Raw genomic sequence first — 21360 nt, 5'->3', positions numbered from 1 at the left:
CAACCAAAACACAAAATAGCCTAGCCATTTTGTGTTTTCAAAACCCTGACTGGGTTTGTTTTTTTAATTCACAAAAGTGTCGTCCTATCTTTATGAGAATTGCTATAAATATTAGAAGTGGTGCGAAGTATACCTTCTACTATTTAGCTTTTCGTTTATCCTAGGCATTATAGCGATCGCCCCACTATGAAATCCAACTCCTCCGACAATAACGCCTCACCCTTGCACAATATTTTTTCTTGGGTCAAGAACACGCCTGAGCGAGCGATTGACGAGGCTTTTGAGGCGGCTGTCAACATCAAGCGGATTGAAGAAGAAACCTTCAAAGGCAATAAAATCGCTAACGATGGCAGCTTTGGGAGCAGTGTATTTAGCGTTTTTGAGATTCAGCTTCAGAAATATCTCAGAACGATCAATGCAAGGCTAAGCTTTTATAAAGTAAGCGCCTCACTACCATATTTCCAGACTCAAAGCTCTAGCAATCAAGCCAATACAGTGATCGCCAAATATGCGCCCAATAATCAGGACAATGATCCCGTTGGCAATGGACAGCTATCAGCAAATCAACTAGGTGGGAATAGCCGTAGATTTTCTATTTACCAGAAACTTGCGTTTATTGATTACACCCTCGAAAGATATAACCAAGCAAGTGATCAGACTATTGATGTCTTAGCAAAGCCGTCGGTTAACACGAATTCTTCAGATAATCGGCAGAACTTAGAAGATCTTGTCGAGACTGAAACTGACGAAAAATTTCAACTCTTTAAGAGTGGGAATAAATCTAAAAAATATAGACGACCTCCTCAGCAAGTAACATCTGTAGAAAAAAGTATTTTACCTGGGTCTTTTTTTAAAGCTTTTGATCGGGTCAAACGTAATCTTACTGGCTCATATCCAGATTATGAGAAAGATATTGTTGAGGAATTAAGGCAATCACAAAAGCGCATTACTCAGGCTTTACGTTACATCGTGATTCTAGTAATTTCCGTGATCGCAGTGCAGTTTTTATCGAAAGCAATAGTTTTTAGTCCGATGATCGATAGCTTTATTGATCCCAGCACTATGACTGTCAAGTTTAGCCCTGCGGTGGAGGAGAGAGCCTTTGATGCGCTGCGATTAGCTAAAGAAAGAATTGAATTTGACTACACGATCAAGTCAATTGTGCTGGAAGAATCAGCAGAGAGACAAGAATCTACCAGTCCTAAAAAAACAGCAGCAGAACAATCCGAAGAAATTGAAGAATTAATAAGACAAGAATCGGTCAGAATTTTAAAAAGATTCAATGCTGAAAGCCTTGATGGTGTAAAAAACTTGCTTGCTGATATCACTGCATCTTTTGTCTTTTATCTGTTTGTACTCTCAGGGCGTAAAGAGTTAGTAACTATTAAAGAATTTCTTGATGAAGTTCTGTATAGTCTTAATGACAATGCGAAAGCCTTTTTGATTATTATTTCAACTGATACTTTTGTGGGATTCCACTCTAGCGAAGGATGGGATGCCTTGTTAACAGTTTTATTTAATCATTTCGGATTACCTGAAAATAAAATCTTGGCGCAATCTTTTATTTCAACAGTTCCCGTGTTTCTAGATGGATTGTTTAAATTCTGGATTTTCCAATACCTGACTCAAGCTTCCCCCGCTACTGCCACAATTTATCGAGAAATGAATGAATAAAAAAATAGGACGCTTTACGTCCTGTTTTTTTATTCAAGAACCAGATTTTTGATAGCGTGGCGAAGCCGCGCTATCAAAAATCTGGTTCTTGAATTTACGGCGAAGCCACTAATAAGTAGCTATAAGTAGCTAAGCATAATTAGTTACAAAGCAAAACCCATAAAGTTGCACCCCGCAGGAGCGCAACTTTACGGGTTTTGCTAATGTATTTTGCACAAGTACTTAATGAGAATTGCTATAAGCGATCGCAAAAACAAGTTAAGATTTATGATGGCATTGCGACTCCAGCCGTTGACAGCCATTGACTTTGTTAGTTGTGCAATAGATTTTTACAAATTCCCTATGATTTACGAAATTTTCATGCCCGCGCTTAGCTCCACCATGACCGAAGGCAAAATCACCTCTTGGGTGAAATCACCAGGAGACAAGGTGGAAAAAGGCGAAACTGTCGTGATCGTAGAGTCTGACAAAGCCGATATGGATGTCGAAAGCTTCTACGAAGGATATCTCGGTGCAATCGTTACTCCCGCAGGCGAATCTGCTCCTGTAGGTTCAGCGATCGCCTATGTTGCCGAAACCAAAGAAGAAATTGCTGAAGCTAAGCAAAAAGCGGCTGGACAAGCATCGTCGCAAAATGGTGTGGCTGCGCCCCAAAAATCCGAAGAAACCCCTGCTAAGCTAGTCTCATCTCCCACAGCCGCATCGGTTGCCTCAATCCCTGATGTCGTTGTCTCCTCACCACGCAAATCTGCACCAGCCCCATCATCAGGTCGTCAAATCGTATCCCCTAGAGCCAAGCGCATTGCTAAGGATAACGGTATTGATTTAGCTAAGATTTCGGGTACTGGGCCCAATGGACGAGTTACTGCCGCCGATGTGGAAACATTTTTAAGCCCAGCCTCTACGCCTGCTCCTGCTCCTGTAGCTCAAGTATCATCTACTCCGACAAAAGCTGTTGCCACTGCTCCCGCTAAAGCTGCTGCATCTGTTGCACTAGGTACTGCTCAGTCCTTAACGACTTTGCAAAAGGCTGTGATCAATAACATGAACCAGAGCCTCTCAGTGCCTACATTCCGTGTGGGCTATACCATCACCACTGATGCTCTGGATGCTCTGTACAAGCAAGTTAAGTCTAAGGGCGTGACCATGACTGCACTCTTGGCGAAAGCTGTGGCAGTCACTTTGCAAAAGCATCCTTTGGTGAATGCGAGCTTGAGCGATCGCGGTATCGAGTACAAGAGCAATATCAATATTGCCGTTGCTGTAGCGATGGATGATGGTGGTTTAATTACGCCTGTGTTGCAAAATGCCGACCAAACAGACTTGTATACTCTTTCTCGTAATTGGAAAGGACTAGTTGATCGCGCTCGTGCTAAGCAATTGCAACCTGAAGAATATAACTCTGGCACATTTACTATTTCTAACTTGGGGATGTTTGGGGTTGATCGTTTCGATGCGATTTTGCCTCCTGGAACTGGCGCAATTTTAGCTGTGGGTGGTTCGCGTCCTCAAGTTGTGGCAACTAAGGATGGCGCAATTAAGGTCAGCAGCCAAATGCAAGTTAACCTCACTGCCGACCACCGTGTAATTTATGGCGCTCATGCCGCGCAGTTCCTACAGGATTTAGCAAAACTAATTGAAACCAATCCTCAGTCTTTGACTCTGTAATTTAGTATCGTAAAAGAGTTGTGATGGCGCAGCTTCGCCACGCCATCACAACTCTTTTCTACATGGAGTTCCACGATGCGTCCCCTTGAGCTAATTGTTGAAGGATTTACCAGTTTTCGTACTCGTCAACTGTTAGATTTTACGAGCCTTGATTTGTTTGCGATTACAGGCGCAACGGGAGCAGGGAAAACTTCGCTTTTGGATGCGATGACCTTTGCACTGTATGACGAAGTATCTCAGAAGCCCAGCTCACCCAAGGAATTAGTCAGTCAAGGGGCTAAGCAATTAAGAGTAGAATTTCGGTTTGTGATGCGACAGACTGAATACAAGGCTGTCCGCACATGGCGCAACCGTGGCAAAACTGCTGTTCCAAATTTCATGTTAGAAGAATTAGTTGGCGAAGAATGGGAAAGATGTAGTACCCAAAACGCCGCAGAGATTATCGGCATGGACTTTAAGACTTTTACCCGTGTAATCATTTTGCCGCAGGGACAGTTTGATGAATTCCTTAAAGGTGAGGCTGGTAAGCGGCGTGAGATTTTGCGGCAGCTGGCAGGATTTCAAATATTCGAGCAAATGCGGAAGGAGGCAAGCGATCGCACCAGTCGATTTAAAGCTGAGCGTGAAGGTTTAGATAAAGTCCTTGAAGGGATGCAAGCACCAACTAAAGAGGAAGTAGAATCTCAACAATTAGAATTAGCAAATCTAGAAATTGCAATTCCTGACTTGGACATCCAAGCAAAGCAAAGTCACAAACTGTTAGAAGCTGAGGAAAGACTCTTTGCTCAAATCCAGCAATATCAAAAGCTTTCCGTGAAATTAGCGCAATTGCAACAGGATGCATCACAAATCCAAGTTTTAGAAAATCAATTGCGAAATGCTCAGTTAGCGAATTCGATCATGGGAACTTGGACAGTCCTACAAACTGTGCGTAAGCGCGTGGAAACTGCGATCGCCGATCTTGCCCATACGCATAAACAGCTAGAACTTGCTAAGCTTGATCTCGATCAGCAGCAACAAGCCTATGCACAATCGCGCACTGAGCAAATCGCCGCCCAAAGCCATATCGAAGCTCAAGAGCGCAATCTCGCCTTGGCTGAATCGCTGCATATACAGCAACAACAATCAGAAACTGAATTAGAACGTGCTAATCAGAATGTTTTAGAGCGATCGCAAGTTCTCAAAGAAGCAACTAAGGCTGTAACTCAAGCAGAATCAGATTTGCAAGCCATTATGCAAAATTTGCAATCCCTTGAAGTTTCCCTCAAAAGCTCTCAGTATGATCCCGCTAGACTCGAACAATTGCGCCAAGTTGCCGAACCTCTCACGCAATGGCAGATTTTGCAAAATAATCTGACTAAGCAGCAGCAAAAATCTACCCAGTTACAAACTGAAATTCAGAAATTCACGCAACAACTAGAAAAATCGCAACAGGCGATCGCTACAGCAGAAAATGATTTTCAAGTTGCTAATCATGCTCTCAAGGAAGCGGAAACTTCTAATCTGCAAGCCTTACAAACTAGTCATGCTAATGCTTTACGTGCCGAATTGCATGATGGCGATCATTGCCCTGTATGTAATCATCTTTATAATTTGGCAGGATTACCTGAACTTCCTGAACTAGAATTAATCGATACGGCAGCATTGTTAAAACAGAAAGAAGTCACTGAACGTCAGTTAGCGAAATTATTACAGGACAAGGTGAAAATTGAGGCAAGTCTGGAAGCTTCGCAGCAACAATTTCAAACTCAAAATCAAGAAATTAATGATTTAGAATTACAAGTTGCCAAATTACAAAAACAGATTGATCAAGTTCTCCAATCGGCTTGGCAAGCAGCAGATATCCTGCGCGATCGCCAAGTACTTGAAGCTCAAGAGTCTGGTTATCTCAAGCTAATTGCTGAACAAAAGGAAATGGCGATCGCCTGTCAAAATGTCGAAAACAAACTTAAAACTAGCCAAGAAAATCTGCAATTAGCCCAAACAGAATCTGATAAATCAGCACAGGAAAAAGTACTTAGAGCATCGCAACTACAGGAAATTTCGCAACGGTTGCTAGAAATTACCGATGGCAAGACTTATGAATCCTTGCGTCAAAGTATTGAGCAAGCAAAGACGGAACTAAGCGATCGCCTCAAAGCCATCGAAACTAAATATCAACAAGCCCGTGAAACCTTTGCTAAACGCGAGGAATCGGCAACTAAAGCTCAAGAAAATCACGATCTTGCAATTTCTGAGCAAGCGCAACAGGAATCTAACTGGCAAAAGGAGCTTAACTCTGTAAACTTTACCGAATTAGAATTTCTGGCTGCTCAAACGGCGCGATCTCAAATGGACGCATGGCAACAGCAAATCGAGAACTATCAGCGTCAAGAGCAGGACGTAACCACGCGCTTACAAATGTGTGCGGAGTCAATTAGTGATCGCCAAACCGATGAACGGGCGATCGCAAAATTGCGGGAGAAATCTCATCAAGCCGAACAAGCTTTACAAATAGCAAGTGAAAGCCGCGCCTCCATCAAAGCATGGCTAGAGCAAGCCCAACAAAAACGTCAAGAATCGCAGGAATTGGAAGAGCGTAAAATTGCCCTACAGTCGCAAGAGCAAACCTATCACACCCTCGCCCAAGATTTACAGTCCAATCGCTTTCAGGAATATATTCTCGACAGTTTGCAACAGGAACTCGCTCATCGAGCCTCAGTTCTCTTGCAACAACTGTCTGAAGATCGCTATATCCTCCAAATTGAAAGTGGTGACTATTGGGTAGCGGATAATTGGAATGGTGGCGAAAAGCGGCGCGTCAAAACGCTCTCAGGTGGCGAAACCTTTGCCGCTTCCCTCTCAATGGCACTTGCTCTATCGGAAAGATTGTCAATGGGAATCGAACTGGGTAGCCTCTTCCTTGATGAAGGGTTCGGTACGCTCGACAGTGAAACCCTCGAAAGTGTTACCCAAATCCTCGAATCCTTACGCCAACAGGATCGTCTGATTGGTGTGATTACGCATATTCAGTCCTTAGCTGAGCGATTACCTACCCAAATTCATGTTCGCAAATCAATCAATGGTTCAGAATTAGTTAGAATCTGAGAAAGAATAGCGGCGCAAAGCGCCGCCATTCTTTCTCTTTTTGGGGAATTATATAACAATGCAAGTTTTGCTTAGGACATAAAGCCCAAGAATCGAGTTGCGGCTTGCCAAGTAGCTTCTATAGCAAAAAAATGGATAGTTAGGATAGATAGCAGAAAGCTTGACTAAGTCGATACTCTTCTGGTGCTAGACTTCCTTTATCTTCTCTCCGTTTTAGCCACTGATCTAAGGTATTTCTGCTGATGTTCAAGGTTCGGCAGACGTGACTCTTTTTTCCTCCTCTAACAATAGCTGATACTGCTTTCTCTCGTAAATCTATGCTGTAAGCTGCTGTCATTTTCGGTTCTTTTTCTTTCTCTCCTGTCTTAATATTATGTCCTATCTTTCCCTTTTTTGCTATAGAATGGCGGCGCTTTGCGCCGCCATTCTAAACTGTCTTTTTACAATCTGTCTAAATCGGATTTAGGATTATAACTATCCTGAATAATCACAAAAAAACACCTATCGGGTGTTTTTGTAACTACAGCCTGTTAAGGCTTTTGAGTAGTCCAGAGAAATTTTTGAAAGCACAGCTTGCAGCGCTTTCAAAAATTTCTCTGGAGTTTAATTCAGCACTTTGCGCTGTAATAGTTATGAGAGTTTCGACGAAACGGGGGGATAAGCGATCAACTACAATATTTATTTGATCTAACATTATGCAAAAGCCTCAAGTACCATTGAATGAAAGCGATCGCCAAGCTGCCCTTGAGAGATATAACATTCTCGATACATTGCCAGAGCAGGAATACGATGACTTGATTCAACTAGCTGCTAGTATCTGCGGCACACCGATCTCCTTGATATCTTTAATTGATCGCGATCGGCAATGGTTTAAGTCCTGTATTGGTGTTGATGTATCAGAGACACCACGCGACATTTCCTTTTGCGCCCATGCAGTTGCTAACGAAGCCATTTTGCTAGTGACCGATACACTTCAAGATCCTCGTTTTGCTAATAATCCTTTGGTAGTTAACGATCCGCATATTCGCTTTTATGCTGGTGTCCCTTTAAAAACTTCCGATAATTTCATCTTAGGTACTTTATGTGTAATAGATCGCCAGCCACGGAACTTGACATCTATCCAAATTCAACAACTCGAAGCCCTCAGTCGCCTAGTCATCAGCCAGTTAGAGTTAAGGCGCAACAATGAAGCTGCAAATCTCCTTGTAACTGTACTTGAGTCCTCGAAGAAAGTATCGATGCTGCAACAAGCAATTTTGGATAGTGTGAATTTGGCAATTATTGCCACTGACTTGCAAGGTACTATTCAATCCTTTAACTCAGGTGCAGAATTGATGTTGGGATATAACGCATCAGAGATCATAGGCAAAAGCCCTGAAATCTTCCATGATATTGAAGAAATCACAGAGAGTTCACATCAATTATCAGCCGAATTAAATCAACCTATTGAAGTTGGCTTTGAAGTATTTACAGCTAAGGCAAAGTTGGGAGAAGTATTTGAGAAAGACTGGACTTATATTTGTAAGAATGGCGATCGCATTCCTGTTTTACTATCGATTACAGCCATTCGTAACGAGCAGAAAGAGATTACAGGATTTCTAGGCGTTGCTAAAGATATTACTTCTCAAAAGGAAGCTGAACAAGATCGCTTTCATCGCCAGCAAACCGAAAAATTGGTGTCTGCCCAAAATCAAATCGCGCGAGTTCTAACCGAATCATCTAGCTTTAGTAGCGCGGCAATCCGCATCTTACGCACATTGTGTGAACAATTATCTTGGGATATTGCAGAACTGTGGCTTACCAGTAACTATCCCCGCACTTTGACCCTCATGACGAGTTATACCAAACCAACAATTGACGCAACAGAACTAATCCAAATGCATCAACTAATGTCAGTTGAATATGGATCTGGTTTGATTGGTTCGGTTTGGGCTGAGGGATCTGCTAAGTGTGTGGAGATTGACCAATATCCTAATTTTTACAAATCAGAAGCTGTTAAAAAAGTAGGTATCAACTATGCATTAAGTTTTCCTGTATGTGGTGAGAATGAGACAATTCTAGCTGTGATTACGATGTTCAGCCGTCAATGCCAAAATTCTAGTCCCGAACTACTTAACGTAGTCACAGCGATCAGTAGACAGATCGGTCAATTCATGGAAAAGCGTAAGGTTGAAAGAGACTTACACAAACAGAACTGGCGATCGCTTCTACTATCTGATATAGCTTTACGCATTCGCCAATCCTTAAATCTGAAAGAGATTCTCAATACATCTGTTGGCGAGATCCGCAAATTTGTAAGAGCCGATCGTGTCCTCATTTACCGATTTCAGTCTGATTGGAGTGGATCTGTAGAAGTAGAATCCATCAATCCGAAATGGCGATCCTCATTGAATACGAATATTCAAGATACTTGCTTTCAATCAGGATATTGGCAATTCTATCAAAAAGGACGAAAGTTAGCGATCGATCATGTTGCTGAGTCTGATCTCAGTGAATGCCACAAGGAACTTTTGACAAGTTTCCAAGTACAAGCAAATCTAGTTGTTCCCATTCTTGAAAATGAGCAGTTATGGGGATTGTTGATCGCCCATCAATGTTCAGCACCAAGACATTGGGAATCCTTTGAAATCAACCTAATGAGCCAACTTGCCGATCAAATTGGGATTGCGATCTCCCAGTCACGATTGCTGGCTCAAGAAAAAGAACAACTTAAACTTTTGCAAGAGCAGAATGTTGCCTTGGAGAATGCCCGTTTAGAAGCTGAACAAGCCACAATGGCAAAAAGTTCTTTCTTAGCAACCATGAGTCATGAGATTCGCACTCCTATGAACGCGGTAATCGGCATGACAGGATTATTACTGGACACAGATCTCGATGCTCGTCAGAGAGACTTTGCCAACACAATTCGTTCTAGTGGCGATCACTTATTAAATTTAATCAATGAAATTCTCGACTTCTCTAAATTAGAAGCAGGTGAAATGCAATTAGAGAATCTTGACTTTGATTTAGATGTCAGCATCGAAGAGATCACAGAAATTCTCGCGCCATCAGCGTATTTTAAAGGCATTGAACTAGCATCATTTATTCATCCCAATGTGCCAAAATGTTTACGAGGTGATGTTAGTCGTCTACGCCAAGTTTTACTAAATTTGACTAACAATGCCATCAAGTTTACCGCAAAAGGTGAAGTCACAATTGAGGTAACGCTCCAATCCGAATTTGAGAGTGATGCAGTTTTGAAGTTTGCGATTATTGATACTGGTATTGGTATTTCCCTAGCAGCCCAAACAAAGTTGTTTCAGCCATTTACTCAAGTTGATGCCTCGACAACTCGTCAATACGGTGGTACTGGCTTAGGCTTAGCAATATGTAAGCAAATTGTAGAGTTAATGGGTGGTGAAATCCATCTCCAAAGTGAAGAGAATAGAGGTTCGACTTTTTGGTTTGTAGTTACATTTCAGAAACAGAGCGAATGTCCTCGCAACGATGCGGGTGCTGAAATCTTAGAAGGTGTGAGAGTACTTGTAGTTGACGATAGTATTACTAATTGCAATATTCTCTATCATCAACTCAGTAGCTTTGGGATGCGTGTTGATACAATTCAGCAATCTAGTTTGACCTTATCTTATCTAGAGAGGGCGATCGCCGAAACTGATCCATATCAAATTGCCATCCTTGATAAACAAATGCCTGAACTTGATGGTGAGCAACTAGGGATACAAATTAAAAGTTCTGCAAATCTCAAAGATATCCACTTGGTGATGTTGACATCTCTCGATCAAAGTGGAGATGCTACGCGCATGATCGAGATTGGGTTTACTGAGTATCTTCGCAAACCTGTTCGCAAGATGCGTCTTTTACATTGTTTGATTGAAAGCATCTCAGGGATTACCCAGAAATTAGTTTTTGAACCTCCCATTTATCCGTTATGTATTCTTCCTCCCGTCTTACCATCCAATCTAAAAATTTTACTTGCCGAGGATAGTTTAGTTAATCAAAAAGTGGCGATTAATCAGCTTCAGAGTTTAGGATATCAGGCTGATATCGCGGCAAATGGACAGGAGGTTTTAGAGCTGTTTTCGCAAATCCATTACGATATCATTTTGATGGATTGTCAAATGCCGATTTTAGATGGTTATAGCGCCAGTCGCCAAATTCGGGCTTTAGAAGCAGCAGCAGGTTATTCTGGGGCTAATGTGATTATCATTGCGCTGACGGCTAACGCTATGCAAGAAGATCGCGATCGCTGTTTAGCTTCAGGGATGGATGATTATCTAAGTAAACCTGTGCGTAAGGAAGATTTAGTGAAAAAACTATCTCACTGGGGACAAGTATTTGCTAATCGCAGTTCAACTAAGTTAAATTCTGAGTTAAATTCTGACGTTGAAGATTCTTTGTTGAATATCTATCCCACTAATAAGCTAGATCAAAGTTCCACTAATTCTGAATTTATTATAGAAATAGATTGGGAATATCTTGAGGAAATATCTGGCGGAAATACTGAATTTAAGCAAGAACTTCTACAGGCTTTTGTTAGCTCATTGCCTGAACATTTAGAAGCACTAGAAATCGCCATCTCTCAACAGCAGTATGCTGAAGTTGAGCATGAAGCCCATTTTATTAAAGGCTCTAGTGCCGCGATCGGGATTACAGGTATTGCTAAACGAGCTAGTATATTGGAAGAAACTAGTAAAAAAAGAGAATTACCTGAAAATGCCAAAATTCTTTTAGAACAAATTATCATTGGTATAGAACAAATCCAAAATTCTAATAATTTACTGATGTTACGTGGAAAGTAGATGACACATCTCCTGCTGATAGACAAGCAGGGGCAACCACGGGGGGATTGCCCGTACATAAACAATTTGAATTTTGTCTGAATTTTGTCGGAGTTCAGTAAAGATTTTATCCTTTCAAAACCCAAAAGATGAGTGGCGGTGCAAAGCGCCGCCACTCATCTTTTGGGTTTTATGTTCTAAGCAAAACTTACATTGCTATACTTTTCTTCCTAGATACAAGGGGCTGTGCCACAGGGCAAGCCCCAGACTTATGCCATAGCAAGAATTCTTTTCACGTAACATCAGTGAGTAATTGCTATATTTATAAACTATGCATTCAACTAAATTCCCTTCGATTATTACCCCCTCTCAAAAAGTTCGTGTCATTGCTCCGAGTGGTGCATTGCGTGAATGGGAACGCTTTGAGCAAGGGCTAAAAGTCTGGCGCGATCGCGGTTATGAACTGGTGATACCTGAGCATCTCAGTCAGCCTTGGGGCTATCTGGCAGGAACCGATGAGGAACGGTGTCAGCAATTAATTGATGCATGGAATGATCCTGACTCTGTGGCGATCGCCTGTGCGCGGGGTGGTTATGGCTCGATGCGCCTACTCGAAAAAATCGATTGGCAAGAACTGAGCGATCGCCCTAAATGGTTAATCGGTTTTTCTGATATTACGGCGCTACTCTGGGGCTTTGCTAAACATAAGGGAATTGGTGGCTTACATGCGCCAGTAATCACGACGTTAGGCAATGAACCTGAGCGATCGCAACAGCAGTTATTTGATTGGCTCGAAGGAAAAATTAATGCGATCACCTTGTCAGGAGAAGGATGGGGAAATGGACAAGCTACAGGCGTTCTCTTACCCGCAAACTTAACTCTCGCAACGCATATCATTGGTACAGATATTTGTCCTGATCTGGAAAATGTAATTCTAGCAATTGAAGATGTATCCGAGGCTCCTTATCGAGTTGATCGCATGTTAACCCATTGGCGTTGGTCGGGGCATCTGCAAAAGTTAAAAGGTATTGTGATCGGTCGGTTTAGCCAATCAGAAGTTTCTACTCCCAGTTTTACAATGGAAGAAGTATGGCGCGATCGCCTGACGGATTTAGGAATTCCGATTGTGATGAACTTACCCTTTGGGCATGATGGCGAAAATGCGCCGCTACCTGTTGGCTGCATGGCAGAGATTGATGCCAATCAAGGAACTCTAACCTATTCGCGCCCAAATACATAAAAGCGCCGCTCTTACAGCTATTGCTGATCAAACGAACCACAAGAAAAAATTTGAAAGCGTTGCTTAGCAACGCTTTCAAATTTTTTCTTGGTTTGGGTTTGAGCGTAAAGCGCTGTATGTATTACGATCCTGTCAGAGTGGTTAGCTTTTCTGTCCATGTATTCATAAAAGGAATTGCCGTGGCTAGAGTTAAGTCATATTTGAGGGGCGTAATCGTCACGTAATTATCTCTAATCGCTTGAATATCTGTATCAGCTTCTGCTTCTTCTTCAACCACTACACCTGATAGCCAGTAGTAAGTTTTGCCACGCGGATCAATACGTTTTTCAAATAAATCCTTATAGCGACGAATTCCTAAACGAGTAACAACAGCACCGCAAATATCTGACTCTGGAATGGCAGGAATATTTACATTCAAGAGAATTGCTTCTTCTAGTGGATAAGTTGCGATCATATTGACCATTTTCTTAGCGAAATTTGCCGCCGCGCTAAAATCTAAATGGGCAAAGCTAGTCAAACTAAAAGCAATACTTGGCACACCTTCCAGTACGCCTTCCATTGCTGCCGATACTGTTCCAGAGTATAAAACATCAGTTCCTAAATTTGCACCGCGATTAATGCCTGATAATACGAGATCAGGGCGATCGCTTAATAATGCATCAAGTGCTAATTTCACTGTGTCCGAAGGTGTACCAGAGCAAGCCCAAGCTTCAATATTGGATGGATAAACCCCTTCGATTTGATCAACTCGTAAAGGTTCTTGCAAAGTTAGGGCATGTCCTGTAGCCGATCGCTCTCGATCTGGACATACCACCGTAATCCGATGCTCAGTATCACTCAGAGCCTCAGCTAACGCTCTTACCCCCGCTGCATAAATGCCATCATCATTACTAATTAAAATGTTCATACTTGAAGTTGCACAAGGTCTGAAAAACTATATCAATAAAACCAGAAAATAGAGGAGGGTGCTTAGCACCCTCCTCTATTTTCGTTGAGTTATTAGCAAACTTTTATAGTTTTAGTCAAGGGTAATTACCCATGAGCCAATATAAACTGGGACGGGAATATCGGCACGCATAACTCTGCCATCAAACTGATAGAAACCACTGTAGTCAGGATTTCTTACATTAGATAACACGGCTCGTAAGGCTGTTTTGGAAGGAATTGCTTCTTTAGGAATGATCGTGATGCGGCGAGTTTCTTTATCCCAAGTTGCTGATTCAATTTCTAAATCTTTGCCCCCACGGCATTGATCCGTTACGCGCAGTTTGATATCTGACGTATCAAAGCTACCAGTAAAGTGATCAGGATAGGTAATGATTACTTCGGAAACTTTAAATTTTTGTGGTTTTACTTCTAGATAGTATCGATCATTACGACCACTGCTGCCACTGTCGAGGCAATAGTCAAGTGCGCTATCCTTGATTCCGCCAAATAAAATGAATCCTGCATTGGATTGGGCGCGAACTACAGATGGCGAAACCACAGCACAAGCTACAGCCAGACAAGAAACAATACCCAGTTTTTTGATCATTTGGATCTTCATAAATCTCTCAAGATTCTACTATTATGCTACGCACTGATCATTCTGACGAAATTTGATAGCAAATGTATCCCGTCAGTGGATGATTTTTCGGGATGAAATTGTACAGCCATGAGATTATCTTTGGCGATCGCCACAGTCACAGTCTGGCTACCGTGGGTTGTCGTCGCTGCTGTTACTGAGTCATCAACAGGTGCAGTGTAGTAGGAATGCACAAAATACATCCAAGGACTAGCGCCCAAGTCTTGCCAAAGCGGACAATTAGTTTGTTTTAGTTCTAGCTGGTTCCAGCCCATATGTGGGATCGTCAGGCTTGGCTCATGGCTAAATCGCTTAACCTGTCCCTTGATGAGTCCCAATCCCGATTCTTGCCCCTCTTCACTGCTCTCAAATAAAATTTGCATCCCCAAGCAAATTCCTAAAAATGGTTTACCAGACGCGATCGCTTCATGGATGGGTTGCTCTAGATTCGTCGCCCGCAATTTTTGCATTGCGGGATCAAATGAACCAACACCTGGTAAAACAATCCCATCGGCGGCGGCTAGCTTGTGCGGATCATTGGTCACTATGGGGGTGGCTCCTGCCATCTCTAGCCCTTTACAGGCTGAGTGTAAGTTGCCCATATCGTAGTCAATCACTGCCACAACTGGCATGATGTTACTCCTGCTTGATAGTCTTGCAACGGGGAACTTTAAGCTCCTTTGCGCTTTCTAAAGCGATTATAATGGCTGAAGTCCTGAAAAATACGTTATGAGGTTTAGGATGACGAACAAATTAGTTGGCAAATCAATTATTAGTCACGTTTTATTAGCGCTAAGTATTGGCGCGATCGCACCATTGGTGATTGTAAGTCAGACCTCAGCAGAGGAGGTGATCACCATCCCTCAAGCACCAGTCGAGCCAAGTCTCTGGTGGAAAACTCAACGCTTGCAAGAAGGTTGGGTGGAAAATATTGAGATCGATGCCGAGGCTAAACAGGCGATCGTCACGATTAATACAACTAGATGGATAGCCTCTGATTATTTGCAGCGTTTTAGTTTTCTATTTAAGCTCGGCACTGAAGCCCAAAAACAAAATTTTAATGTCATGCTGCATAATCGCCGCGATCAGAAGATTGCCGAATACAGCACCATAGAAGAACGCTGGCGCATCGACCCAAAATCCCTAGGTGCAGAGCCATTTCGGGTCAATGCCCCCATACTTTTTCAACAACAATTTTAAAATAAAGAATTAGTGGCGCGGCAACGCCGCGCCACTAATTCTTTATTTGGGCTTTGCGATTTAGCTAGTTACTTTCTGCGATCGCTTGACCATATATTTAGTCAGATCTACAAAAGTGTCACGACGCAAATAAGGATAATCTCCCACCCAGAGATTGTATTGGGGAATATAGGCATCAGAAGTGATGCGGCTAACCCGACCAAAGCGGCGATCGTTAGAAAATAGCAGCATATATACTGTTTGCTCAGGTCGAATCCGCTTCAGTTCGCGCTTCATCGGTAAGCGTAAAGTCGTTACAAACTCCGTCTCATCACCCAGCTCAATATTTAAAAAACTTTCAGCGTCATAACTAACATCCATGCGTCCCCGTGAGTTTACCTTTTCAGCACGAGCAAGTACTTCCTGAGAGACATACACATCCAACACTTCCGCCTGCCAAAAACCACAGTAGGCAAAGCGGCGCAACTTGGCATTACGAATGCTAGCTAGTGCGACTGGCTCTAACATCCAATACAATCCGCCCAAAGCTGCACAGACAAACATGACTAGAGCCGCGAAACTACTGGGATTATTTTCGTGAACACGGTTATAGAGGATTGTGAATACAATTACACAAGCGATCGAAATGGCAACGCGACGAAATACACTCTGACCATCGCCCCAATAGTATTGATACTGCTCTGAGGTAGGTACAGCAGGAATAAGCTCATCAAAATTTTTGCGTTTGAGTGGGGTAATCATAGAAACAATAATATAACCAAAATACAATCAACGAAAATCTTGTATATAGCAATCCTAAAAGGTTTGTGAGAGTGTGACACGCAGTGTCACACTCTCACAAACCTTAACCCAAAAGAAAGATGGCGGCGCAAAGCTCCACCATCTTTCTTTTGGGTTTTGTGACACTGTTTCTCAAATCGGAGTCAATCTCCAAAGACTTTTTCCTTATTATTCAGATGGCAACGTTAACTAATATTAAGGAAACCCGTAAAATATACTTAGAACAAGTTAAGCAGTTTAAAAATACTTTATGGGCTATTGATCAAATAGCAAATAGCTTACTTATCAAAACCAATTTTAGGATTTCCGCGCCGTAGGCGCGGAAATCCTAAAATTGGTTTCATAATTTCAGAAATGCTGACTCATCAAAACATAGAAACGAAAAGCAATGGGAAAACCGACAGGATTTATTGAGTACCTTCGCGAAGCACCGACGGAAATACCACCAAGCGATCGCATCAAAAATTGGGATGAATTTCATGTCCATATGCCCGATGAAAATCTCCGCACACAGGGCGCTCGATGTATGGACTGTGGTACACCATTTTGTCATACTGGCAACCTGATCAGTGGCATGGCTAGCGGCTGCCCCGTCAATAACCTGATTCCCGAATGGAATGACTTGGTATATCGGGGACTGTGGCGCGAAGCCCTAGATCGTCTACATAAAACTAACAATTTCCCAGAATTTACAGGTCGGGTTTGTCCTGCGCCCTGTGAAGGTTCCTGTGTTTTGGGGATCACGAATCCACCTGTGACGATCAAGAATATTGAGTACTCCATCATCGATAAGGGCTGGGAAGAAGGTTGGATTGTCCCCGAACCACCTGCTAAACGGACGGGTAAAAAAGTTGCAGTGATTGGTTCAGGTCCCGCAGGATTGAGCGCAGCCGCACAGCTAAACAAAGCAGGGCATTGGGTTACGGTCTATGAACGCGCCGATCGCCCAGGGGGATTGTTAATGTATGGCATTCCCAACATGAAGTTGGACAAGCAAAAAGTGGTATTGCGCCGCTTGGGTATTCTTGAGCAAGAAGGAGTGAAATTTGTTTGCAATACTGAAATTGGAAAGGATCTCCCTGCGGAAGATTTGCTCAAAGAATTTGATGCTGTCATACTCTGTACAGGCGCAACCAAGCCCCGTGATTTGAGTATCGAAGGACGCGAACTCAAAGGTATTCATTTTGCCATGGAATTCCTCACTGCGAATACTAAGGCAGTGCTCAATGGCAAGTCAGGGGATGACTTTATCTCTGCACAGGGTAAAGATGTGGTGATTATTGGCGGTGGCGATACAGGTACGGACTGTGTAGGTACATCAATTCGTCATGGTTGCAATAGTGTTGTCCAGTTAGAAATCATGCCTAAGCCTCCAGCCATCCGTGCTAAGGACAACCCTTGGCCTGAATGGCCGAAAGTCTACAAAATGGACTACGGACAGGAAGAAGCGAGTGCAAAGTTTGGTGACGATCCTAGAGCTTATATCACGACTGCGACTAAGATCGAGGGAGATGAAAACGGTCAGGTCAAAGCTGTTCACACTGTGCAAGTGCAATGGGAACGCAATGATAAAGGGCAGTTCGTTCCCAAGCAAGTAGCTGGTACTGAAAAGGTAATTCCTGCTCAGATTGTTTTGCTGGCAATGGGTTTCCTAGGTCCAGAACAACCTTTACTGGATTCCCTAGGAGTGGAACGCGATCCTCGTAGTAATGTCAAAGCAAATCACGGTCAATTTACTACTAGTCTACCTAGCGTTTTTGCCGCAGGAGACTGTCGCCGTGGACAAAGTCTAATCGTCTGGGCGATTAACGAAGGTCGTGGTGCTGCTCGTGAATGCGATCGCTATCTTATGGGTAATACAGATTTACCCTAAATCAATCTATAACAAGGGGCTTAAGCCCCTTGCCTGTCATAAAGTAAGGAATGAACTATGGAAAGTAATGTGTTGGTTTCTCCTGAGACTATCTATGAAAATCTCAACCAACTCGATCAAGTGGATCTCACCACTAGTGCCGAATATCGAGAAATGGCACAGGAAGTTCTTGCTGATACTCATGTAAATCGTGATGTGCGAGAAGCGATCGCCGATCGTCTCAATCAAGCAAATCAACAACTAATTAATACGACTGTCAGTAAAACCGATAGTTATTAACAACCCCAAATATTTGAAGAGAGTGCGCCCCGAAGGGGCGCACTCTTTTCAAATTGCATATAAAAAAAGAGCGCTAGGCGCTCTTTTTTTATATGCTTCCCAAGCGGCGCAACCAATGGAAGTGAGAGAGACAACCCGCCCAGAAAGAAGTGTGATAGTTGTATCTCACACCAAACTCTAGACAGGTCTGCTCAACTACTTTGGAAATTGCAGGATAATTAACATGACAAATATTCGGGAATAAATGATGTTCAACTTGGAAGTTTAAGCCGCCAACTAGCCATGTCACAAAGGGATTATTACGGGAGAAATTCACCGTTGTTTCAATTTGATGAATCGCCCAATCATTCTCAATGATGTTAGCTTCTGCCAGAGGAAGTGGAAAATCTGCTTCTTCAACTACATGGGCTAGTTGAAATACCACACTCAGTACGATGCCCAAAGTTACAGCGACTAACGTATAACTGGCTAAAACCTTCCATACTGAGTGAAATAGTAAGGGAATAGCAAAGGCAAGTGTGAAGAAAATGAGCTTACCCCCAAAGAAAATCGCAAGATTGCTTTTGGTAGGACGAGGATAGGTGCGATCGCCAATTTTGCCAGTGATCAAGCAATAAAAATCATCATAAAAATGCCACTTGATCGCTAACAAACCGTACAGCAGCCAAAGATAATAATGTTGCCACCGATGAAATAGAAGTCTGGGATGGGAAGGAGAAAGCCGCCCAAAGATTCCTACTTCTAGATCCATATCGTAGCCAGCAATATTGGTATAGGTATGATGCAGAACATCATGTTTCCAATGCCAAATATAGGAACTGCCACCGATTAAATCTAAACTCATGGACATGAGCTTATTTACCCATGCAATATTTGAATATGCATGGTGTGCGCCATCGTGCTGAATACTAAAACCGATTCCTGCGGTGACGACCCCAAGGGCTATACAAAGGGGAACCACTTGCCACCATGTCTGGGCAAAGAAAACTAAGGCAGTATATAACCCGATTAAGCTAAACAGCAAAATCGCTGTCTTCATGTACATCCGTGAACAATCACGTTCTCTAAGATCACTACTTTGAAAAAGTTGGTCTACTCGTCTTCTCAGTTCAGTCTGAAATCCACTATTCTTGGCAAATTTTAGTTTCTTAGCTGGTTCTTGCTCGGAACTAATCACAAACTGTTGAGATCCGTTTCGCTCTTGCATCTTTTAACATTTCTAATCAATATCGTATTTATAATTTTTCACTTATACTAATTTTCTAAAGTGTTATAAAACTTTAGAAAATCAAAATTAAAACTCAAATCTGAGCTTTATTCGGCAAAAAATTGTTTTTCCCACAGTAAAAAAGCTTTTGGCAAGCGATCGCACTATCTTTCTGATGTTATACCAAATCACAAAGGTGTGCCAACACTTTTGTGATTTGGTATAACATGATTCCCATGAATATTCCCTAAACGATTTGCAAAAAAGATGTGCGAATTAAATTTGCCAACTTTCATTATTAAAGATGCATAGATACACTTTTTTAAGATTTTGCATTAACATTGGTGCATTTTTATTGCTAGCCCTAGGTTTGACGGTGATATGGGGATGGTATATCGGTTCTGCAAGGTTGATTCAGATCCATCCTCAATTTGTGCCGATGCAGTTTAATACGGCTCTAGGATTTGGGCTTATAGGTCTAGCGATCTTGAGTGCGACCAATAATCGCAGGAAATTTATCAAATATATTGGGATTGGACTAGTTTTATTAGGCGGATTGACCCTAGTCCAACATATTTGGGGGATAAATTTGTCGATAGATGAATTATTGATGAAGCATTACATTACGATCGGTACTTCGCAACCTGGTCGCATGGCTCCAAATACAGCTTTAAACTTTTTGTTAAGTGGCCTTGCCATCTTCACAATGTCAACCAAGAAACTTAGTTTGAACCAACTTTTGGTTGGTAGTTTTTTGGGGACGGTGATTATGGGGCTGGGAAGTGTTGCTTTTTTAGGATATTTGTCTAATGTAGAGGCAGCTTACGGTTGGGGCAATTTAACGAAGATGGCGATCCATACTTCGATAGGCTTTATCGTTGTGGGGATAATGTTGATTTTAGAAGCAAGATATTTGAGTTGGCAGATTCAGCAAAAAATCCCCTCAGTTGTGTTGCCGCTTATCTTAAGTGTTTTAGGTTTTACGATTACTATTTGTCTTTGGCAAGCACTTTATTCAACTGAGTTATATATTACGAATCAATATGGTATCAAAACGAAGAATTTTGTTGCCGAGGGAATTTTAATTTTTGGGGGACTATTTTCCGTTGTCATTGCGATCGCCGTATGGTTTGCCATCCGATCGCGCGAACAGTTAGAGGCTCTAAAATTAGCCCAAGCAGAAATCTTGATTCTCAATCAACAATTGGAAAAGATATCTTACCTTGACGGATTGACTGAAATTCCTAATCGCCGTTCATTTAATACTGTCATCGAAAAGGAGTTAGCACGAGCCTGTCGATATCAACATTCCATTTCTCTAATTTTGTTGGATATTGATTATTTCAAAGCTTACAACGATTACTATGGACATCAAATGGGTGATTATTGTCTTCAGCAAGTTGCCCATACAATTAGCAATATGGCTCAGCGTAAAACCGATATGGCTGCTCGTTATGGTGGCGAAGAATTTGCTTTGTTGTTGCCTGATGCCACCTTAGTCGATGCTGAAAAAATTGCGGCGATGACGTTAAAAGCGATCGCTGATTTAAACATTCCCCATGAGAAATCAAAGGTGAGTAATGTCGTTACCGTCAGTGCTGGGCTTAGTGTTTGCGTTCCTTCTCTAGATACAAAAATTGAAGAATTAATTCTTCATGCCGATCAAGCTTTATATGAAGCAAAAGCCCAAGGTAGATCTTGCATTGTTGCTACAAAATTTTAGTCATATTTGCATCGCTTTGCGCTCAAATTTGAACCAAAGATTTTTGTGAAAGTTTTGCAAAGCAAAACTTTCACAAAAATATTTGGTTCGTTTAATCAGTAATTGCTATAGCAATTACCGAGTAGTCCTGCAATCAACTCTGGGATAAAAGCTCTAACCGGATTATAGAACCCATTTGGTATCTTAGGAAGAGTAGAAAAAGGAGTCAAACATGGGATATAGCAGCAGCCTAAGCGATCAAGAGTGGGAGATTATAGAACCTCTGTTACCTAAAAAAAAGAAGACGA

At 42.1% G+C, this 21360-nt stretch carries 15 protein-coding genes; 9 read left to right on the top strand and 6 right to left on the bottom strand.

Annotation, left to right across the window (positions count from 1 at the left end; genetic code table 11):
• The first annotated feature begins 186 nt into the window (after window positions 1-186).
• The 3 genes from B9G53_RS22580 to B9G53_RS22570 all read left to right on the top strand — a co-directional run bounded on the left by B9G53_RS22580 (window position 187) and on the right by B9G53_RS22570 (window position 6429).
• Entirely contained in the window at window positions 187-1674 is a 1488-nt protein-coding gene (locus B9G53_RS22580; protein ID WP_094535701.1) for a hypothetical protein, read from the top strand.
• Window positions 1675-2016: 342 nt separating this feature from the next.
• Window positions 2017-3342 carry a dihydrolipoamide acetyltransferase family protein gene (locus B9G53_RS22575; RefSeq protein WP_094535717.1) on the top strand — a complete coding sequence of 442 codons (1326 nt, stop codon included), beginning with the start codon at window positions 2017-2019 and terminating at the stop codon, window positions 3340-3342.
• A 75-nt stretch (window positions 3343-3417) separates the two neighbouring features.
• Window positions 3418-6429 carry an AAA family ATPase gene (locus tag B9G53_RS22570; RefSeq protein WP_094535700.1) on the top strand — a complete coding sequence of 1004 codons (3012 nt, stop codon included), beginning with the start codon at window positions 3418-3420 and terminating at the stop codon, window positions 6427-6429.
• A gap of 139 nt (window positions 6430-6568) precedes the next feature.
• Here B9G53_RS22570 and B9G53_RS22565 read toward each other — a convergent pair whose 3' ends face one another.
• A complete protein-coding gene (locus tag B9G53_RS22565) occupies window positions 6569-6766 on the bottom strand; it encodes an IS630 transposase-related protein (RefSeq protein WP_094535699.1) in 198 nt (65 codons plus the stop codon).
• A gap of 358 nt (window positions 6767-7124) precedes the next feature.
• Between B9G53_RS22565 and B9G53_RS22560 the strand changes: the two genes are divergently transcribed.
• Window positions 7125-11228 (top strand): GAF domain-containing protein, encoded by a 4104-nt coding sequence (locus tag B9G53_RS22560; RefSeq protein ID WP_094535698.1) that lies wholly within the window; start codon window positions 7125-7127, stop codon window positions 11226-11228.
• Between the two features lie 310 nt (window positions 11229-11538).
• Window positions 11539-12447 carry an LD-carboxypeptidase gene (locus B9G53_RS22555; RefSeq protein WP_094535697.1) on the top strand — a complete coding sequence of 303 codons (909 nt, stop codon included), beginning with the start codon at window positions 11539-11541 and terminating at the stop codon, window positions 12445-12447.
• Between the two features lie 121 nt (window positions 12448-12568).
• Here the strand turns inward: B9G53_RS22555 and surE are convergent, their stop codons facing one another.
• The 3 genes from surE to hisH form a co-directional block, all read right to left on the bottom strand.
• Window positions 12569-13354, bottom strand: a complete 786-nt coding sequence (gene surE, locus B9G53_RS22550) for a 5'/3'-nucleotidase SurE (protein WP_094535696.1) — start codon at window positions 13352-13354, stop codon at window positions 12569-12571.
• Window positions 13355-13465: 111 nt separating this feature from the next.
• The gene (locus B9G53_RS22545; RefSeq protein ID WP_094535695.1) at window positions 13466-13993 is read right to left on the bottom strand and encodes a DUF2808 domain-containing protein; all 528 of its coding nucleotides are present in this window, start codon (window positions 13991-13993) and stop codon (window positions 13466-13468) included.
• 26 nt (window positions 13994-14019) lie between these two features.
• Entirely contained in the window at window positions 14020-14643 is a 624-nt protein-coding gene (gene hisH, locus B9G53_RS22540; protein ID WP_094535694.1) for an imidazole glycerol phosphate synthase subunit HisH, read from the bottom strand.
• Between the two features lie 109 nt (window positions 14644-14752).
• Here hisH and B9G53_RS22535 point away from each other — a divergent pair, with 109 nt between their 5' ends.
• Entirely contained in the window at window positions 14753-15211 is a 459-nt protein-coding gene (locus tag B9G53_RS22535; RefSeq protein WP_094535693.1) for a hypothetical protein, read from the top strand.
• A gap of 60 nt (window positions 15212-15271) precedes the next feature.
• Here the strand turns inward: B9G53_RS22535 and B9G53_RS22530 are convergent, their stop codons facing one another.
• Complete coding sequence (locus B9G53_RS22530; protein WP_094535692.1) at window positions 15272-15952, bottom strand: hypothetical protein; 681 nt, start codon at window positions 15950-15952, stop codon at window positions 15272-15274.
• A 427-nt stretch (window positions 15953-16379) separates the two neighbouring features.
• On the opposite strand from B9G53_RS22530, the gene B9G53_RS22520 reads away from it, so the two are divergent.
• Window positions 16380-17864, top strand: a complete 1485-nt coding sequence (locus B9G53_RS22520; RefSeq protein WP_094535690.1) for a glutamate synthase subunit beta — start codon at window positions 16380-16382, stop codon at window positions 17862-17864.
• Window positions 17865-17921: 57 nt separating this feature from the next.
• Window positions 17922-18143: a hypothetical protein gene (locus B9G53_RS22515; protein ID WP_176453318.1), complete on the top strand. Its 222-nt coding sequence runs from the start codon at window positions 17922-17924 to the stop codon at window positions 18141-18143.
• 88 nt (window positions 18144-18231) lie between these two features.
• On the opposite strand, the gene B9G53_RS22510 is transcribed toward B9G53_RS22515, so the two are convergent.
• The gene (locus tag B9G53_RS22510) at window positions 18232-19350 is read right to left on the bottom strand and encodes an acyl-CoA desaturase (protein ID WP_094535689.1); all 1119 of its coding nucleotides are present in this window, start codon (window positions 19348-19350) and stop codon (window positions 18232-18234) included.
• 304 nt (window positions 19351-19654) lie between these two features.
• Here B9G53_RS22510 and B9G53_RS22505 point away from each other — a divergent pair, with 304 nt between their 5' ends.
• Entirely contained in the window at window positions 19655-21073 is a 1419-nt protein-coding gene (locus tag B9G53_RS22505; RefSeq protein ID WP_094535688.1) for a diguanylate cyclase, read from the top strand.
• Window positions 21074-21360: the final 287 nt, after the last annotated feature.

The sequence above is a fragment of the Pseudanabaena sp. SR411 genome (assembly GCF_002251945.1).
Lineage (GTDB): Bacteria > Cyanobacteriota > Cyanobacteriia > Pseudanabaenales > Pseudanabaenaceae > Pseudanabaena.
This window is presented reverse-complemented; position numbering and strand designations above follow the sequence as displayed.

Excerpts from the sequence above, each read along its gene's own strand:
- B9G53_RS22580 (WP_094535701.1), top strand. The coding sequence starts at position 187 with ATGAAATCCAACTCCTCCGACAATAACGCCTCACCCTTGCACAATATT.
- B9G53_RS22575 (WP_094535717.1), top strand. The coding sequence starts at position 2,017 with ATGATTTACGAAATTTTCATGCCCGCGCTTAGCTCCACCATGACCGAA.
- B9G53_RS22570 (WP_094535700.1), top strand. The coding sequence starts at position 3,418 with ATGCGTCCCCTTGAGCTAATTGTTGAAGGATTTACCAGTTTTCGTACT.
- B9G53_RS22565 (WP_094535699.1), bottom strand. The coding sequence starts at position 6,766 with ATGACAGCAGCTTACAGCATAGATTTACGAGAGAAAGCAGTATCAGCT.
- B9G53_RS22560 (WP_094535698.1), top strand. The coding sequence starts at position 7,125 with ATGCAAAAGCCTCAAGTACCATTGAATGAAAGCGATCGCCAAGCTGCC.
- B9G53_RS22555 (WP_094535697.1), top strand. The coding sequence starts at position 11,539 with ATGCATTCAACTAAATTCCCTTCGATTATTACCCCCTCTCAAAAAGTT.
- surE (WP_094535696.1), bottom strand. The coding sequence starts at position 13,354 with ATGAACATTTTAATTAGTAATGATGATGGCATTTATGCAGCGGGGGTA.
- B9G53_RS22545 (WP_094535695.1), bottom strand. The coding sequence starts at position 13,993 with ATGAAGATCCAAATGATCAAAAAACTGGGTATTGTTTCTTGTCTGGCT.
- hisH (WP_094535694.1), bottom strand. The coding sequence starts at position 14,643 with ATGCCAGTTGTGGCAGTGATTGACTACGATATGGGCAACTTACACTCA.
- B9G53_RS22535 (WP_094535693.1), top strand. The coding sequence starts at position 14,753 with ATGACGAACAAATTAGTTGGCAAATCAATTATTAGTCACGTTTTATTA.
- B9G53_RS22530 (WP_094535692.1), bottom strand. The coding sequence starts at position 15,952 with ATGATTACCCCACTCAAACGCAAAAATTTTGATGAGCTTATTCCTGCT.
- B9G53_RS22520 (WP_094535690.1), top strand. The coding sequence starts at position 16,380 with ATGGGAAAACCGACAGGATTTATTGAGTACCTTCGCGAAGCACCGACG.
- B9G53_RS22515 (WP_176453318.1), top strand. The coding sequence starts at position 17,922 with ATGGAAAGTAATGTGTTGGTTTCTCCTGAGACTATCTATGAAAATCTC.
- B9G53_RS22510 (WP_094535689.1), bottom strand. The coding sequence starts at position 19,350 with ATGCAAGAGCGAAACGGATCTCAACAGTTTGTGATTAGTTCCGAGCAA.
- B9G53_RS22505 (WP_094535688.1), top strand. The coding sequence starts at position 19,655 with ATGCATAGATACACTTTTTTAAGATTTTGCATTAACATTGGTGCATTT.